General features: G+C 66.6%; 10 protein-coding genes, 1 tRNA gene and 1 pseudogene. 4 read left to right on the top strand and 8 right to left on the bottom strand.

Going from position 1 to position 16,292, the window contains the following annotated elements; genetic code table 11:
• Nucleotides 1-282: 282 nt before the first annotated feature.
• Nucleotides 283-2,844 (top strand): hypothetical protein, encoded by a 2,562-nt coding sequence (locus tag CP976_RS18830; protein ID WP_150481433.1) that lies wholly within the window; start codon nucleotides 283-285, stop codon nucleotides 2,842-2,844.
• A gap of 517 nt (nucleotides 2,845-3,361) precedes the next feature.
• Here the strand turns inward: CP976_RS18830 and CP976_RS18825 are convergent.
• The gene (locus CP976_RS18825; protein ID WP_150481432.1) at nucleotides 3,362-3,979 is read right to left on the bottom strand and encodes a hypothetical protein; all 618 of its coding nucleotides are present in this window, start codon (nucleotides 3,977-3,979) and stop codon (nucleotides 3,362-3,364) included.
• Nucleotides 3,980-4,071: 92 nt separating this feature from the next.
• Nucleotides 4,072-4,404 carry a hypothetical protein gene (locus CP976_RS18820; protein ID WP_229875796.1) on the bottom strand — a complete coding sequence of 111 codons (333 nt, stop codon included), beginning with the start codon at nucleotides 4,402-4,404 and terminating at the stop codon, nucleotides 4,072-4,074.
• Between CP976_RS18820 and CP976_RS18815 the strand changes: the two are divergent.
• Nucleotides 4,339-5,160 (top strand): annotated as a pseudogene (locus CP976_RS18815) (replication initiator); the annotation flags it as partial. The gene CP976_RS18820 and the pseudogene CP976_RS18815 sit on opposite strands and share 66 nt — an antisense overlap.
• Nucleotides 5,161-5,171: 11 nt before the next feature.
• A complete protein-coding gene (locus CP976_RS18810) occupies nucleotides 5,172-6,320 on the top strand; it encodes a tyrosine-type recombinase/integrase (protein WP_150481430.1) in 1,149 nt (382 codons plus the stop codon).
• 81 nt (nucleotides 6,321-6,401) lie between these two features.
• On the opposite strand, the gene CP976_RS18805 is transcribed toward CP976_RS18810, so the two are convergent.
• From CP976_RS18805 to CP976_RS18785, 5 genes are all read right to left on the bottom strand, one after another.
• A tRNA-Arg gene (locus CP976_RS18805) sits at nucleotides 6,402-6,474 on the bottom strand.
• Between the two features lie 77 nt (nucleotides 6,475-6,551).
• A complete protein-coding gene (locus CP976_RS18800; protein WP_150481429.1) occupies nucleotides 6,552-7,586 on the bottom strand; it encodes a hypothetical protein in 1,035 nt (344 codons plus the stop codon).
• A gap of 58 nt (nucleotides 7,587-7,644) precedes the next feature.
• Complete coding sequence (gene fxsT / locus CP976_RS18795; RefSeq protein WP_167537364.1) at nucleotides 7,645-11,607, bottom strand: FxSxx-COOH system tetratricopeptide repeat protein; 3,963 nt, start codon at nucleotides 11,605-11,607, stop codon at nucleotides 7,645-7,647.
• Nucleotides 11,608-11,658: 51 nt separating this feature from the next.
• The gene (gene fsxC, locus CP976_RS18790) at nucleotides 11,659-12,870 is read right to left on the bottom strand and encodes an FxsC protein (RefSeq protein ID WP_167537363.1); all 1,212 of its coding nucleotides are present in this window, start codon (nucleotides 12,868-12,870) and stop codon (nucleotides 11,659-11,661) included.
• A gap of 328 nt (nucleotides 12,871-13,198) precedes the next feature.
• Nucleotides 13,199-14,293 (bottom strand): FxsB family cyclophane-forming radical SAM/SPASM peptide maturase, encoded by a 1,095-nt coding sequence (locus CP976_RS18785; RefSeq protein WP_280117573.1) that lies wholly within the window; start codon nucleotides 14,291-14,293, stop codon nucleotides 13,199-13,201.
• Between the two features lie 360 nt (nucleotides 14,294-14,653).
• On the opposite strand from CP976_RS18785, the gene CP976_RS18780 reads away from it, so the two are divergent.
• The gene (locus tag CP976_RS18780; protein WP_150481425.1) at nucleotides 14,654-15,739 is read left to right on the top strand and encodes a toll/interleukin-1 receptor domain-containing protein; all 1,086 of its coding nucleotides are present in this window, start codon (nucleotides 14,654-14,656) and stop codon (nucleotides 15,737-15,739) included.
• A gap of 36 nt (nucleotides 15,740-15,775) precedes the next feature.
• Here the strand turns inward: CP976_RS18780 and CP976_RS18775 are convergent, their stop codons facing one another.
• Complete coding sequence (locus CP976_RS18775; protein WP_150481424.1) at nucleotides 15,776-16,228, bottom strand: hypothetical protein; 453 nt, start codon at nucleotides 16,226-16,228, stop codon at nucleotides 15,776-15,778.
• Nucleotides 16,229-16,292 lie beyond the last annotated feature (64 nt).

Genomic DNA, 16,292 nt, shown 5'->3' with positions numbered 1-16,292 from the left:
GTGTCAGGGCCGTTCCGAATGCTGAGGCTGCCTTCGAGCAAGCTGCGGGGTAAGTGGCGCGATCTCGGCGTGCGAAGACTGCGGCAGCAATCGCGACAAGCACAGCGAGCAACACGGCCACGGCGCAGCCCAGAACAACAACAGCAGAGTGGTAAGACACGATCGGTCTCCTATCGGTGCGTCAACCTGTGCCGCTCAATCTCCTCAAGTTGCTGTTCGTCGTGGTCCGCGACGGTAGAACTGGTCGAAGACGAACAGGAGCGAACGACCACGGGAGATGGCATGGCCATGGAGGATGATTCGTCGCCTGCGGCGGCTCTGGCTGAACTACGTGCTCGTCTGGAGTACGGCCTGGCAGGGCTGGGCATAACGAAGACTGCCCTTGCGCGGCGCTCAAAGTTGGGACGAACTGCTGTCAGTGAGGCGTTCAACAGGTCCGCCCCTGCTCCCTCCGCCCGAACCGTTGGCGCGCTTGCCCGAGCACTCCACCTCGATGTGGAGGCTCTCCTGAAGCTTCGGACGACCGCTGCTGGTGTTCAACACAGGTCTTCAGAGGAGAACGGGATCTCCTTAGAGGCGGGCATTGGGCGGCCAATCGCTGAGTTTGACCCCCATGACCTCGAAGTTCATCCTGCCATTGACGTCGTACCTGCTTTGAGTGAACCGAAGAGCGTGCAGGCTCGTCGGCTTCCCGGCTATGTACGTCGTAACCACGATGGAGAGCTGAAGGCTCTTGTTAAGGCGGCAGCCGATGGGCAAAGCGGGATGGTCGTGCTGGTCGGTCCGTCCTCGACAGGGAAGACCCGCGCGTGTTGGGAGGCAATTCAACCCCTAGCATCTCAGGGATGGCGCCTCTGGCACCCATTCGATCCCACACGAGCTGAGGCCGCCTTGAACGATCTCAAGTGTGTGGGGCCGCGCACTGTGGTATGGCTAAACGAAACTCAGCATTACATTGGTGCCGGCCAAGGGGTGGGAGAGCACATTGCGGCTGCCCTTCGATCTCTCCTGCTTAACCGACAGGCTAGCCCGATCCTGATTTTGGGTACTTTGTGGAACAACTACGCGACTGAATACACGACTCTTCCCGCATCGGGAAAGCAAGATCTATACCCGCAAACGCGTGAACTTTTGGCGGGCCGCTTGATCTCAGTTCCCGATAATTTTGACACAGTCGCAATCAGAGATGCCCGGATCATGGCAAGCGCAGGTGACCCGCAACTGGCTCAAGCATTGAATCAAGCGCAAGACGGACGCCTAACTCAGTATCTCGCAGGAGCTCCAGCCTTGTCTGAGCGATACAGAATGGCCGCCCCTGCCGTGAAAGCATTGATTCAGGCCGCCATGGACGGACGTCGATTCGGTGTCGGGAATCACATAGCGGGCAATTTTCTTACTCATGCGGCAGAGGACTATCTCACAGATCCCGAGTACTTGACCCTTGGGGATAATTGGCTTTACGAAGCTTTTTGTGAATCCAATAGGCCAGTGCATGGGAACTTGGCGCCCCTGGCGCCCGTTCGTATTCGCGGCGCGTCTTATCGGCATCAACTGCACCAAATAGACAATATCGCGTCCAGTAAATACCGACTGGCTGACTCACTCGAACAACTGGGGCGACTTGAGCGTAACCCATTCTGCCCGCCAGCTTCGTTCTGGGAGGCGGCTCATGAGTACCTTACGGATTCCGTAGAGCTCGCAAATCTGGCCGTCGCTGCTCACGATCGGCATCGACTCTACTGGGCTCATCGCCTAACTAGACGGGTTGAGGAACACGGGGATGCCTCTGCGCTGATTGAACTAGCGGATATGTGGATGGAAGAGCATCTCGAATTGGCTGAGTCCCTATATCGGCGGTCAGCCAAAATGGGAAATGCTCGCGCCATGAATAGTGTGGGATATCTCCGTGAAGATGCCGGTGACAGAGATGAGGCCAAAGAGTGGTACGGGAAGGCTTCTGAAGCCGGCGACGGGGAGGCCACTTATCGTCTCGCCGAGATTTACGAGAATTTAGGGGATGCGGAAAAAGCGGAGAGGTTGTACCGGCAAGCTCTAGATTTAGGGGATACCGAAGCTCTGGGCTCCCTGGGTCGCATCGTCTCCGAGAGAGGTGGAGACGAGGGCGAGGCCATCTCTCTGTTCACTCGCTCGATTCTTCTGATGGTGCGCCAATCCGCACGCGCAATTATAGGGAGGCTGGACAGAGTGACGGGAGTACAGTACTCATCTATAGGGTCATGGGGCTCGGGGAAAAGGGTAGCGAATCCAATTGTTGAGATCGAAGAGAAGGGAGATGCAGGGGATCTTAGGGGATTTACTGATGCCCTGGTAGACGCCAGTCGCAATGGTGACACTTATGGAACTATGTGTCACTACCTGTTGTTTACTTCGGAAGATGGTGATCAAGCTGAAAAGATGCTGGAGCGTGCCGGACGGGATGGGAATACGTACGCCTTACTCGAGCTTGCGAACAAGCGAGAGAAGGCCGGTAAAGCAAAGGAAGCGGAAGCTCTTTATCGAGTGCTCATCGGGTCGGGCAATGATGCTCCGCTAGCACTCCTCGCCAACTTGATGAAAAAGGCCGGAAACCTTAAAGAGGCCGAGTCCCTTTATTGGCGGGCGATCGAGGCAGGAAATACGTATGCCCTGTGTCGACTCAGTGAGCTCAAAGAGTATACGGGCGATCACGCTGGTGCGGTCGAGATTGCGCTACAGGCTGCTAATGCCGGGGACGCAGGTGCCGTACGTGCGCTCTCGAAGGAGAGAGCAAGCCGTGAAGGGTTTGATGACCCTTGGCCGTACGGGCTCGATCCGGATGGCACACCGACGGTCGAATCTTGGTAACTGCTTAGGTCCAGGCTTCGGTGCGCCGACATGCAGCCGTACGGAACCTAAGCCCCCCACCGGCCCCAGCTTCCATCCCGTACGCCGTCGACCCACACACCGTGGAGCAAGGCGTGGTTCCTGGCGTCCAGGTGGAGCGCGCCACTGTACGAACGACCTGGACGCCAGGGGCCGCGTCTGCTCGGCTCTGCCTGGGTCGTCGGCGTACGGGATGGAAGCCCTCGCGCACGCCACGACGAACCCGCAGCCGGCGACGGCGCCCCGTCCATCCCGGTGCCGGCCGATCCCCCGCCGGAGGCATCGTTCTGACCTTGGCGGCTCACCAGAGGTGTTCACCTTGTGGCCCTCGGCTTGTCCACGCGCGCGGCACGGACACCGGCCGGGCTGGAGCGGGGCGGAGACAGGAGCGCAGGCCCGGCCGGGGGCCGGGCCGCGCGCGGTGAGCGGAGCGAGCCGCCTTGAACCTGTAGAGAAAGTTGTAACTCAGTCTGGCTGTCCATGCGGTCGAGGTGATCACTCACTGCGGTCGGTACAAGAGCACAGGGTCAGCCCATCCGCCGAGACGGCGGGAGATCCCGAAGCGTCGGGCCAGCCACCAGCGCCGTTTGACGTGGTCAGGCCGGACGGCGGACCACTGAGGGCCGGATAGGTCTTCTACCCCCCACCACGTCTTCACGGCCTTGTTCCCGTGCAGCTTCAGTAGAGGCCAACGCGGAAGGTGCAAGCCGACGAAGAACATTGAGACGTCATCGCCGCACTTGGTGGTGTAGAGGTAGCGCTCAACGTCTGCGTAGCTGGCTCCTAACCCACAGTCCAACCCCATGGTTCCGCCGAGCCAGGTGAGGGCCAGCTTGCCACCGACGGGGATTGACGGAACCAGTACCGGATTGAACCAAACCTCGCCATTGAGACCCCGCTTGAGCCCGGTCTTCTCGGTCTGAGCAACGACGATGTTGGTTGCTGGACCCGTTCCTACGTTGACGAGCCACCACTTCGGTTCGCCGGTGCCGCCCTGCCCGCTGTCCCACATGAACTGCAAGACGGGCATGTGGGAGCGCCGACTAGACGTATAGGCGACAGCTAAGGAGCCTACTGAGACGAGGACTGCAAGGACTGAGATAAGGATGGTCAGCATCGCCCCTCCTTCGTGCGCGACAAGCGCGGATGCTCCATACCCGCTACCTAGTGGCCGAACTCATTTCAGCCCTCAAGGTGGCAGGCTGGCACCTAAAGAGAGGTGTGGGGTTTGAAGTCGTATGCGCACGCTGGGAGTTCAGTTTCCCGCCGGTGAGACATCGGCAGGAAGATCACCGGCCGGATGGTCCAAGTGACGCGGGTGCTGGCGTGGATGACTGAGACTGCGCAGGGTTGGAAGCGTAAGAGGGCTTGTCGCGTGTCGATGCGGCCGTCGTAGAGCCAGGCCCAGGCCTCGTCGGAGGCGTTCGGATCGAGTGCCGGTGAGATGGTGCGCAGGGCGACCGCTACCCATCTGTCTGCCTGCGGTGCCGCACGACCCGATGCGCTGCCTGCGCCGAGGTCTACCGCCGCGACACCTTCCACCTGATCACCTCCGGCCTGCGCGGCGGCAAGGGCATCCCCGAACACGTCGCCGGCCACCCGCGCGTGTTCGCCACCTTCACCGCACCGAGCTTCGGCCCGGTCCACAACCGCCCCTCCAGCGGGCGCCCCTGCCGCTGCGGCACCCACCACGACCAGGACGACGACGCACTCGGCACCCCGCTCGACCCGGACACCTACGACTACGAAGCCGCCGTCCTGTGGAACGCCCACACCGGTCCGCTCTGGCAGCGCTTCTCCACCTACCACCGCTCGGCCGACTTCAACGGCGGCCAGGAGCTGACCGAGCGGGCAGTAGCGGCGTACATCGCCAAGTACGCCACCAAGGGCGCGGAGACCGCGACGGGAGCTCTGGACCGGCCGCTCAAGTTCGCCGCCGAACTCACCCAGCTCGACATCAGCGACCACGCCCGCCGCCTGATCCGCACCGCTTGGACGCTCGGCGCTCGCAAGGACCTGGAACACCTCCGCCTGCGCGCTTGGGCTCACATGCTCGGCTTCCGCGGCCACTTCTCCACCAAGTCCCGCCGCTACTCCACCACCCTCGGCGCCCTCCGCGACGCCCGCGCCAAATGGCGCCGAGCCCAAGCCGCAGCGGCTAACGGCGCCGAGCCCGACACGACGTACGTCCTCGCGCACTGGATCTTCGCCGGAACCGGCCTCTCGGACACCGAAGCCTGGCTGGCCGCATCCCTCGAACCCGCCCCCGGAACGGAAGGAGAGCCCACCCGTGGCTGACCGCTACCTCAATGTCGCGCAGGCGCCGTAGCTTCGGTTCGGTCAGGCAGCTTCCGTCCGGTCGCTGGCAGGTCCGATACCGCGACCCGGAGACCGGTCAACTGCGCCCGGCAGAGAAGACCTACGTTTCCAAGACTGACGCCCAAGTCGCTCTGACACACATCGAATCGGACGTAGCGCGGGGGCAGTGGGCGGACCCGGATGCCGGGGCGGTGAACTTCCAGGAGTACGCCACCGCGTGGCTGCGGGACCGGAAGCTGGCCGACCGGACCCGTGAGCGGAACGAGTCGGTGATGCGGCTGCACATCCTGCCGACCTTCGGGGCTGGGAGTGTGGCCGACGTGACGACGGCCCGGGTACGCGGCTGGCGCGGCAAGCTCCTTGCGGCCGGCGTCGGTGAGCCGACGGTGGTCAAGGCGTATCAGCTGCTGCGTGCCCTGATGAACACGGCTGTGGACGACGAGCTGATTCGGCGCAACCCTTGTCGCATCAAGGGCGCGGACCGTTATGACGTGCCCGAGCGGCCCGTCCTCACGGTGGCGGAGGTCTTCGCCATCGCCGACTCCATCGCGCCTCGTTACCGGCTGCTCGTGCTCCTGGCGGCCTTCACCACGCTCCGGTTCGGGGAGCTGGCGGCCCTGCGGCGCCGGGACATCGACCTGGAGGGGCTGGCTGTCACCGTGCGCCGTGCTCAGGCCGAGCTCCAGGACGGCCGTCTCTTCGACAAGGCACCGAAGTCCGCCGCCGGGGTGCGCTCCGTCTCCTTCCCGGCCGAACTGCTCGGCGCGGTCACGCACCACCTGGATCACTTCGCTGCTCCTGGCCGTGAGGGGCACGTCTTCGTCGGGCCGCAGGGTGGGCAGTTGCGGCGCAGCAACTTCCGCGACGACTGGGTCAAGGCCCGGAAGGCAGCTGGCGTCACGGCCGAACTGCACTTTCACGATCTACGGCACACGGGCAACACGCTCGCCTCCACGGCCGGGGCCAGCACCCGGGAGCTGATGACGCGGATGGGGCACAGTAGCTCCCGAGCCGCGCTGATCTATCAGCACATGACCAGCGACCGGGACAGGGCCATCGCGGACAGCCTTGGGGCCATGATCCGGGGCGGCGGGGGAGTGGCCTCAGGTTCCGCCGGAGAGGACGCCGAGCGGACGTAGTGGCACGCGTGTGGCACGGCGCCTGAAACGGCTAAGGGCCAGCCTGGGAGGAAACCCCTCCTGAGCTGGCCCTTCTGGCTGTGCCCCCGGCAGGATTCGAACCTGCGACACCCGCTTTAGGAGAGCGGTGCTCTATCCCCTGAGCTACGAAGGCGTGAAGGCAGCCGTGGCCACCGCCGACAGTGTAGCGGGTCGGGTGAGATCGGCGTCGGTGTCTGATCACCGGCACTGTCATTCACATGCCAAGGACGCCACCAGCCGCTCGATGTGCCGGTCCGCCTCCGCCAGTCGGGAATGGTCCAGGGAGACACCGAGCAGGTACTGGCCCTCCCCGAGGTGCTGGAAGTAGACGGCTCCCTGTTCCACGTTCAGGACGATCTGGTGAATCCGACCGTCCAGGAGGGCCTGGAGCGAGGTGTTCATACGACGGGTGACACCTGGCAGGAGCCGGCCCAGCAGGCTGTACTTGTCCCGCCGCTGCTGCGGTGTGGTGGAGACACCGAAGTGGGCGCTCAGGGCGCGGTGACGAAAGATGTCGACCGTGCAGGCGGGTACGCCGGCGGCGTAGTAGGCCACGTAGTGCAGGCCGTCCACGCCGAGGGCCGCGCGCAGCAGATCGGAGAGTTCGGCGGGTGTTCGGGCCGCGGAACCCACCGGGGTCGCCGAATCCCCCGTGGTCGCCGGGCCCCCCGTGACCGCCGGGCCCCCCGTGACCGCCGTACCCCCGGCAGTCGCGGAGTCCACCGTGTACAAGCTGCCCTCGATGACATCGGCGCGCTCGATGACGCGCTCGGTGACGCCGCCGGCGGCGGGTGGCTTCGCCGTAGGGGGAGCGGCAGGCATGCACCTGCTCAGATACGAGCGGCGGGGAAGCAGACTGTAACGAACGGTCGGCCTGAGATCGTCGATGCTCTCCGTCATGCGTGCGATCAGCTCGGTGACCCGGTCCCGCGGCGTGGCGCAGCAGAGATGGAATCCCGCGTCGATGGACTGATAGAGAAGCGCTCCCATAGGGACGCGCACCACCGTGCGTATGAGTGCGCCGGAGCGCAATTCCGCGAAATCGGGCGCCAATTCCTCAAGGATGTAGAAAAGCTGCCGCCCGGCGCGTTCGAGGCCGCTTGACGAGGGCTCGGCCGGCAATTCCTTCGGCGACCGCGGGTTTTTGGTGACGAACATCGTGGCCCGGTCGCGATCGTAGAACGCGAGGTGTTCCAGACCGCATGACTGCAGAAGCCGCTGGAGCTGTAAGTCGAGTTCGCCCATGTGCTGATTCACTCCGTCCAGTTCGTGCGCCGGGGCGTACGCCGGTGCCGTGACAGGGTCAGACACCTTGCACCTCCAGATCGGCACCGATCCTCTGATACGGCTCGGCCGACAGCGCGCCGGCGAGCCCGTGGTCCTTCGGGAGGTATTCGGAGACCTTGCGCTTGAGGCTTGCCGCGAGTTCGTCGTCGGCCGGTGAACGGGAGGCGAGCAGGTTGGCCATGGCGATCAGGGTGACCGGGTGGTTCTCGCCCCACGCCGACCGCTCCTTGCAGCCGTCGTAGACGTCCTGGTCCTCGTGCGCCAGCTCCACGGCGGTCATGTGACCGAGCGCGGCCGAGCAGTTGTTCTGGTTCATTCGCGCGACGAGCGTGTAGCGGTGCTTGCGGTGGAACGTCTCCTTCAACTGGAGCACCGCCTTGCCCGCGTGCTCGCTGGCTTCCGCCGCGCTCTCACAGTCCAGCAGGTACACCGCGAGATTGTTGCGGCAGATGCCGGTGAAGGGGTGGTCGTCGCCGAACACGTCGATGTAGTGGCTCAGGACGTCCCGGGTGTAGGCCACGGCGTCGTCGGTCCGGCCCTGGGCGTGCAGGCCGATGGCCAGGGACAGCCGGCAGGACATCGTGCGCGGGTGCTCCTCGCCCCACCGGTCGCGGTAGGCGACGTACGCGTCCTTCAGCAGGGGCAGGCCGTAGGACACCTCGCCCTGGCGCACCATGGTCATGCCGAGGCTGGCGACCGCGCCAAGTGTGTGGTGGGAGCCGGAGTCCAGCAGCCTGTTCAGGTGGTTGCGGGCCTCCGTCAGATACCGCAAGGAGGTGCCCAGGTCGCCCGCCTCCCGGTAGTAGGTGCCGAGGTGGGCGTACGACACCCATCGTTTGGGATCGGGGTCCTTGTCGGGGGCGCTCTGTCCGCGCCGCTCGTGCGCCTGCTGTTCCTGGAGGATGGCGGCCGGGACCGACTCGACGTAGAACTTGGACAAGGCGAGGTTGTGCGAGGCGGCCAGCGTGCCGTTGGCGTTCTCGCCGATGGCGTCCTGCAGCCCCGAAAACGTGGCTTGGTCCTGGTCGAAGGCCTCGCGGAACTTGCCCGCGGCACGGAGATCGGCCGCATAGCCGCGGCGAGCCAGCAGGATGTCGGCCTGGCTGCTTCCGGTGCTGCGCAGGGTGGTCGTGGCGTGAGTGGTGAGTCGCAGCGCCGTGCGGTGATCACCGAGGAGCCGGCAGGCCGCGCCGAGCTGGGACTCCATGCGCAGCACCATGAGGTGGTCCGGGTCCAGGGACTGCCGCCAGCGCTCCAGGACGCGTTCGCCCAGCTCGCGGGCGCCCTTCCAGTCGTTCGACATCCAGCGGTGGTACACCTGGCTCACCAGCCAGCGGTGGACCTCCGGGTCCGGGCTGTCGATGGCCCCCGAGACGATGACGTGCTTGTCGAGCTCCGCGAAGGTGTCGTGGTGCTTCGGCTTGTGGCGCTCCAGGTCGTTCGGCACCATCGAGGCGAGAACGCTCAGGGCCTCGGCGCGGGTGGCGTCCCGTTCCTCCTCGGACATCCAGCTGCGGACCAGATCCTGCACCACGCGGCAGATCGTGAGCGTCTGGGAAGGGAGGTCCTGCTCGGCAAGCGCCTGCTTACCGAGGAGGTTGAGATGCCGGTACAGGGTGAAGACGGAATCACCGAGTTCGGGATCGAAGGGCTTGAGCAGCTCCACCATCCTGTCCGACTGGACGACGTTCATGCCCACGCCGTCCGGTGAGAGGAAGACGCACAGGTCCAGGAGCCGGGCGGCGGCCGGGGACTGGTGCCGGAGGTCGTCGTAGGCCAGGCGGCAGGCATCGGTGAATTCCCCGTACTCCGGCGCGACCGCTGACTGGGAAGCGATCTGACCGCTGTCGAGCAGGGCGATGTACGCGTCGATGTCCTGGGGACAGGCCCGCAGGACGGCCGCGGCCGCCACCTCCGCGATCGGCAGGTGCCCCAACCGCTCGGCGAGCCGCAGCAAGTCCTTCTCGGCGGAGCCGGGCAGCCTGTGGCCGAGCAGGGCCACGCTCTCCTCGGGAGAGAAGCGGGAGACGGCGTGTCTGGTGTACTCGGGCGTCCACTCCATGGCGTTCGAGGTGATCAGGACGTGGCCCGAGCCGCCGGTGGGGAGGTAGTCCTCGACGGCCTGTTGATTCACCGCGCCGTGGAAGACGAGCAGCCACCGGCGAAGTTCCGGGTGCCGTCCCTGCCGCAGGTCCTCCAGCAACGTCTGCCGGTCCTCGCTGGTGCGTCGGCCGTCGCTCTTGGCGTTGATCTCCCTGGCCAGCTTGGTGAAGGAGTCCTGGATGCTCTCGGCGGTCGCGGCCGGCACCCACCACACCAGGTCGTACTGCGAGGCGAACCGGTGGGCGTACTCCAGGGCGATCTGCCGTTTGCCCACACCGGTCAGGCCGCACAGCACCTGAGGCGGGGAGGAGGTCGCGCCGGAGTGACCGAACCCCTCTCTCAGGGCGTTGAGTTGGTCGACGCGCCCGATGAACCCGGTGTTGCGCATCGCCAGGTTCCACACCGTCGGCTGGAGCCCGGGGAAGCGGGGACCGGCCCAAGCCGACTCCGTCTGGGTGTCGGTGGGCGATCCGAAGTGGCCGAGCAGCTCCCGGCGGGCCACGTCCTCGCTCTGTCCGTCCAGCGTGATGGTGTTCTGGCGGCCGAACTCGAAGTGCGGCGAGAACCGTGCGGTGCCCACCCGCACGCCGATGATCCGCTGGTCGCCGGGCCCGCTGCCGACGGGTGCGCCGGTGGCGAGACGCGCGACGGTGTCACCGGCCTGTGAACCCGCGAGGTGCGGGGAGAGCAGGGCGAGGACGTAGGTGGTGTCGGGCAGGGAGTCAGTGGGTTTGTCGCCCGGCGGGACGACCTGGATCCGGGTCGGCCGCAGGAGCTCGCCGATCCAGTCCGCCCACAGTTGGTCGTTGGGCGCGTGCAGCAGGGTGACCGTGCAGGGCTCGGTCTCCTGCCCGGCCCGGAGCCGCTCGCGTTGCGTGAGGAGTCGGCGATAGGCGACGTAGGCGTCGGCCGACGGCGGCTGGGGGTCGCATATCTCACCATCGGTGATCTGGTCGACGAGGTGCACGTACGCCGCGGCGATGCCGCCGGTGAAGCGGAGGTTCTGCCGCATCACCGCGAGTTCCTCGCCGTACGTGTAGTACGGCACGTACGGCACCCTCATCCGCCCCCAGTAGGTGGCGAGCGCGTCCTCGTCCGTGATGCCGAGATACGGGTCGAGGGCCTTGCGCGCTTCGCCGAAGCGCTGGTCCAGTCGGTCCAGTTCGTTCTGGTCGACCCGCATCTGCACGAAGTGCAGCTCGGTGCCCTGGCGGTGCCGGCGGATGAGCTCGGCGGCCTTGCGTGCGCCCTGGATGGCCTGCGAGTTCATGGTGAGGGCGATGACGACCTTGTCGGGCAGGGCGAGCGTGCAGATCCTGGCCCCGTCCGAGAAGCCGGTACGGCTGTCGATCAGGATGTAGTCGTAGTCGCTGGCGTGCAGCCGTTCCCGCAGCGCCTTCAGGAACTCCTGACCGTCGTCGCTGGTGTGGAACGCGGTCCAGTTGAAGTTGGCCAGGCGGTTGGCGTACTCCTCGTCCATGCGTCCGGGGCCCATGTAGTGCAGCCGCCCGCCGTCGGGGAACGGGTGGTCGAGGCCCATCTGGTAGCGCTCGAAGTCGGTGTGCTGCGGGTGCAGGGCCCGCAGGTCGTCATCGCCGGCGACGGCGGCGGCGCCGGCGAAGGCGGAGAACATGTCCAGCACACCGTCGGCGTAGCTGAGGTCGGGGACGGGGAGGAAGGCGCCGTAGTAGAGGTGGAGGTCGGGTGCCTCCAGGTCCCAGTCGATGACCAGCACCGATTTGCCCTGACTGGCGATGATCCAGGCGGCGTTCGCCAGGGCCATGGTGCGGCCGACTCCGCCCTTGAGCGAGTAGAAAGAAATGATCTTCGCCGCACCCGGCGAACCCGACGCCCTTGCCGCACCTGTGGTACTCATCCCCCGCCTCATGTGCTCAGCCCGGGCCCGGCGACTAGCCGGGCGTTCCGCTCAGTACCGGAGGCCACGGGTCACCCCGCGCCTGAGCCAGCCGACGCGCTCCCGCTGCCTGCGGACGCGCCGTTCCGCCGGACTCTCGATCGTCAACTCGCCTGTTCTGCCGCGGGTGCCTCCCGTGTCGTCCTCCGGGTGTGTGACGGAGTCGGCCATGACGGCCACCACGATGTGCGCGAGCGCTTCCCGGCTGCCCGCCTCGTGATGGGCGGCGTCGAGCATCCGGGCCGGTGTCCGGCAGACCGCTTCGCGCAGCCGGACCGCGTTGGCCGTGCTCTCCTCGTCGGTGCGGGCGAGCACGACGACGACGGCGGCGACCCGCGCCCGTGACCGCACGATCCGCTCCCACAGCGCGCGGAACGCCGGATCACCCGTCAGCCAGGGGTCGACCACGACGAGGACCGTCGCCGACGCGTCGACGTCTTCCGGGAACGGACCGTCCGGACCGGGCGCGACGACCGCCAGGCGGTCGACCCCGCAGGCCCGCGCCGCCCAGCCGACGGTCGATGTCACGGTCGCCTCGCTGTGCGGGCGGAAGGGGCGCCAATCCTCGGCGTGCTCCCCGTAGTAGTCGACGTGGTCACGCAGACGCCTCATCCGGTCGCTGGTACCGGTCACCAGCAGGAGCATCACGTGCCGGTCGTCCCGGTCGGAAACCGCCGCCGGAACGACGGGCGATGCGGCGTCCGGCTCCGTGACGCCACGCCGTTTGTGCGGCATGACGCGGTTCGGCCCGAACTGCGGGACGACCGCGCGGCTCTCCGGCCCGGACATCACGGGCGGCGGTGACTCGGCGGCGCGCATCAGACGCGCCGCGACGCGGCGCACGATTGCGTGGTAGCGGTCCCGACTGCGCGGATCCTGCTGGAGGCAGAGCACGCCGGGCCCCTGGTACTCCTCGTTGACGATGTGGGGAACGACCGTTACGGGCCGGGGCAGCACCAGCGCGTCCGAGCGCCACACGACGCCGACCAGCGAGTCGGGTCGTTCCCCGGTGCGCCGCATGCACCGGTCCATGCGCTCGGCGAAGACCGACCACTCCGCGGCGCACTGCGGGTCGTCCACGTACTCCGCCGAGTAGAGGATCAGCAGCGCGCGACAGTCGAGCACCGCGGGATCGGGGCCGGTGGCAGGCTCAGGGTGCTTCAGCCGGCCCTCGGCAAGGGGAGTGCGGCCCAGTACGCTGTAGATCTCGTTCTGGACATCCACGTGGAACCGCTGGACCGGTCCTCTGTCACCGGTCGAGCTGGCGTAGCTCGTAAAGAACAACGGCCCCATAACATCCCCCCCAAGGGCCTGCCTCCTGTTGCAACCACGGCTAGGTCTTTGCCCATGGACCCACATCGACGTGGCGCGCGCAGAGAGGTTTCAGTTGTGCGTCACCCCCACGCCAATTGGACTCATGCTAGGGGGTTTTGCCCGCCAGGCGCCCCCGAAAACCCGACATTGCCTATCCTCTCACCCGAAAGAACACGCAGGGTCGTACATATGCGCTGGTTGCCGCATCTTTTCGGCCGCGCGTTCCGGAATATCGGAGTCATTGATCCCTCGAGGATGTGATGTGCCGGATGAGGGCGGAGATGTCCTTGCAGTAGACGGAAGGGTTGGCGAATCCCCGGCCACGTCCGAAGCGGTGGGCGCGCAGACCACCACCGCAGACTTGCACCAGAGGGCACTCGCGGCACCGGCGGCACAGGGACCCCACACCGTCCTCCGGCGCGCTGTCGAGGCCCAGCAGGGCGTCGAAGGAGTGGCTGAATATCGTGCCGCCCGTGTGGGCAGCCCCCTCCGCGACGGCGTTGAGCGACTCCGTCCACGCGACCGTTCCGTCCGTTTCGATCGCCACGGCTGCCGCCGGCACGGTGCCCAGTACCTCGCTGCTGCTTCCGCCGCCGTACCGGGACAGTGAGTCGATCGACTCGAAGAGCCGGACCCGCATCGGGCGTCCGGCCGCCCGCCACCGGTCGTGGACGGCGCAGAGCCAGGCTCCGTACAGCGCCCCGTCACCGCCCCCGCCGGTCGGCGGGTGATCCCAAGTTCCGTGCGGCAGAAGGAAGTCGGCGGCCGGCGGACGGTGGGCGGCGAGCGCGTCGAAGGTGCGCACCGGATCGTTCGCGGGGTCGATCGTGCACAGCAGACCGCCGAACAGCGGCCGGTAGCGCGCACCGCCCAGCAGGGCGAGCGCGGCGGTCACCCGGGCGTGACTGCCCTTACCGGCGCCGGAGCCGGGCCCGCGCCGGTGCCGGTCGTGTGCCTCGGCGTAGCCGTCCAGACTGACGCCCACCTGTACGTCCAGCTCCAGCAGCAGGTCCAGGAGCGCCTCGGTGAGCAGCACGCCGTTGGTCTGCAGGGCGAAGTCCACCTCGGTTCCGGTCCCCTGTACGGCTCGGCGGACCGCCGTGGTGAAGTCGGCGATCACCCGGGGGCCGGCGAGGAGCGGCTCCCCGCCGTGCAGGAGCACGCGGACGCGGTCCAGGCCGTGCCGTCGCGCGTGTTCCGCGATGCGCGAGACGAGTTGTTCGCGGACCGGCGCGGACATGATTCGGGGGCGTTGCCGCCATCCTGAGTCGCGTAATTCATAGACGTAGCAGTAGTCGCAGCAAAGATTGCACCGACTGGACAGTTTGGTGATGAATTGATCGAAAGCCCTGAGTCTTGTCCGGCCGTCTTCAGTGACGGATATCCGAGGCTCTGGCCAATGATTCGGAGGTGGTGTGGAGTCGTCCCATGTGGGTCCCTGACGCCTGTTCCGGACTCCCGCCCATGACGTAGTGTCAAGGCTCGGCGAAGTTCCCTGCATCCGACCCCCCGTTCGTCGCCCGGGGGTCGGCTAGGTACCACGCCGGAGCGGCGGACGGCGTGGCGATATGTGTGTCCCCCCGCTCAGCGTACGAGGAACGACCGGTGTCCTATGAGCGGCCAACTGGCCAACGTTGGGTTTTTCTTGGCGTGACCCGGGTGCCGCGGGGCAAAGGGAGTGGAGGGGTTGTACATGGCCATCGACTTCATCACGAGTTTCGCCGCCGAAGACCACGGCACCTACGCGGAGCGATTCCACCGGGACTTGATCGAGGCGGTGACGCGACGCAAGGGACGTACGGTCAGTGCGGCCATGTGCCGTGGCGGGCAGGGCGACACGAACCGCCCCCTCGTCGCCGACGCGCAGGTTTTCGTCGCCCTGTGCTCGCAGGTCTACTACGACGACCGGGGCTGCGGCGCCGACTGGGCGGTGTTCGAGCACCGACTGCACCTCGTACCACCCCAGTTCCGCCCCTCCGACCCGCCTGCCCGCGTCCTGGTGCGCTGGCAGCCGGCCAAGCCGCCCTCCGGCGTCCCCCTCGCCCCGGTTCTCAGCGGCGAGATCACGGACAGCTACGCCAGCAAGGGCATCTACGGCATCATTTGCCAGGAGGGCTTGCGTTCCCAGGCGTACTGGGACGCCGTCGACGAGATCGCCGCCGCCGTCTGCGCTGGGCAGGAGTGCAGCCCGCCCGAGGTGTCCGTCGGTGAACTCCCCGCCCTGTCAATGCCGTTTCCCCGAGGTGCGGGCGATGCGCGGGTTTGCCGCCCCTCGCCCGCTGCGCAGCCCGGGGTGCCACGGCCTCGCAAGCCGACGGATGACGCGGAGAGACCGCGGGTGTTCATCTCGTACGCGCACGAGGAGGACGGTGACGTCCACAAGGGCAAGGTCGCGGCTCTGGCTGAACGCCTCCGCGAGGAGGGGATCGACGTCTTCCTGGACACCTCCGCCCACCGCAAGGGACCCCAGCACTGGGCACGGTGGATGCACAAGCACTACAAAGAGGCGGACTTCGTGCTCGTGATGGTCTCACCGGCCTACAAGCGCCGCGCCGAGCACGAGGAGGAACCGGGTAAGGGCGACGGGGTGGCGTACGAGGCGGACCTCATCCTCAGCGAGCGGATGGCCGTTCGCCGGTGGTACGAGCGAATATTGCTGGGGTCCTTCCCCGAGCACGGTAAGGCGTATGTCCCCTTCTTCCTGGACGGCGTGACCCTCTACACCCTCTACCAGGACCTGCCGGAACTCATCGACTTCATCAAGAGCAAGTCGTCCTGAGGGCCGCGACGAGGCCGGGAGGGCGGCGGATCCGGCTCATCGCACCATGACGGCGACGAGCGCCGCGTCGGCGACCAGCAAGGCGCCGTAGAAGAGTTGGAGCGTCCGGGAGAAAGTCGCCTCGAACCAGCTGATCCGCCGGAGATAGGGCCGTACGTCCATGGAGAGCGTCTCCACCTCGACCCCGGGCCGCCGCACATCGTCGTACAGATGCCGGAACAGGCGCTCCTGACGGAGGAACAGGCCGTCCAGGAACCAGAAGCACGCCAGTGGCACCAGTCCGCTGGCGGCCACTTGCCAGCTCTGCTGGCTGGAGGCGACGGCGAAGAACCCGGCGGCCAGCGTCAAGGCCCATCCCTTGACCAGGAAGGAATGGTTCGACAACCGTGTGATGACGGCCTGGAGGAACTCCAGGTGCTTGAGCCGTTCCTCGCCTAAGGACGCCGATCCGTTCACGGCCCCCGAACTCGCTTCGTCCAGCGTGGCCATCAGTCCCCCCTGCGCCGCGGAGCTCTCATCCTAGGTAGTCCGATGCCGCGGCGCACCCGTGCCG

The sequence above is a fragment of the Streptomyces coeruleorubidus genome, assembly GCF_008705135.1.
GTDB lineage: Bacteria > Actinomycetota > Actinomycetes > Streptomycetales > Streptomycetaceae > Streptomyces > Streptomyces coeruleofuscus.
Note: the sequence above shows the minus strand (reverse complement) of the source record. Positions and strands in the feature narration are given on the sequence as shown.

Excerpts from the sequence above, each read along its gene's own strand:
- CP976_RS18775 (WP_150481424.1), bottom strand. The coding sequence starts at position 16,228 with ATGGCCACGCTGGACGAAGCGAGTTCGGGGGCCGTGAACGGATCGGCG.
- CP976_RS18780 (WP_150481425.1), top strand. The coding sequence starts at position 14,654 with ATGGCCATCGACTTCATCACGAGTTTCGCCGCCGAAGACCACGGCACC.
- CP976_RS18825 (WP_150481432.1), bottom strand. The coding sequence starts at position 3,979 with ATGCTGACCATCCTTATCTCAGTCCTTGCAGTCCTCGTCTCAGTAGGC.
- CP976_RS18830 (WP_150481433.1), top strand. The coding sequence starts at position 283 with ATGGCCATGGAGGATGATTCGTCGCCTGCGGCGGCTCTGGCTGAACTA.
- CP976_RS18800 (WP_150481429.1), bottom strand. The coding sequence starts at position 7,586 with ATGGGCGAACTCGACTTACAGCTCCAGCGGCTTCTGCAGTCATGCGGT.
- fxsT (WP_167537364.1), bottom strand. The coding sequence starts at position 11,607 with ATGAGTACCACAGGTGCGGCAAGGGCGTCGGGTTCGCCGGGTGCGGCG.
- CP976_RS18810 (WP_150481430.1), top strand. The coding sequence starts at position 5,172 with ATGTCGCGCAGGCGCCGTAGCTTCGGTTCGGTCAGGCAGCTTCCGTCC.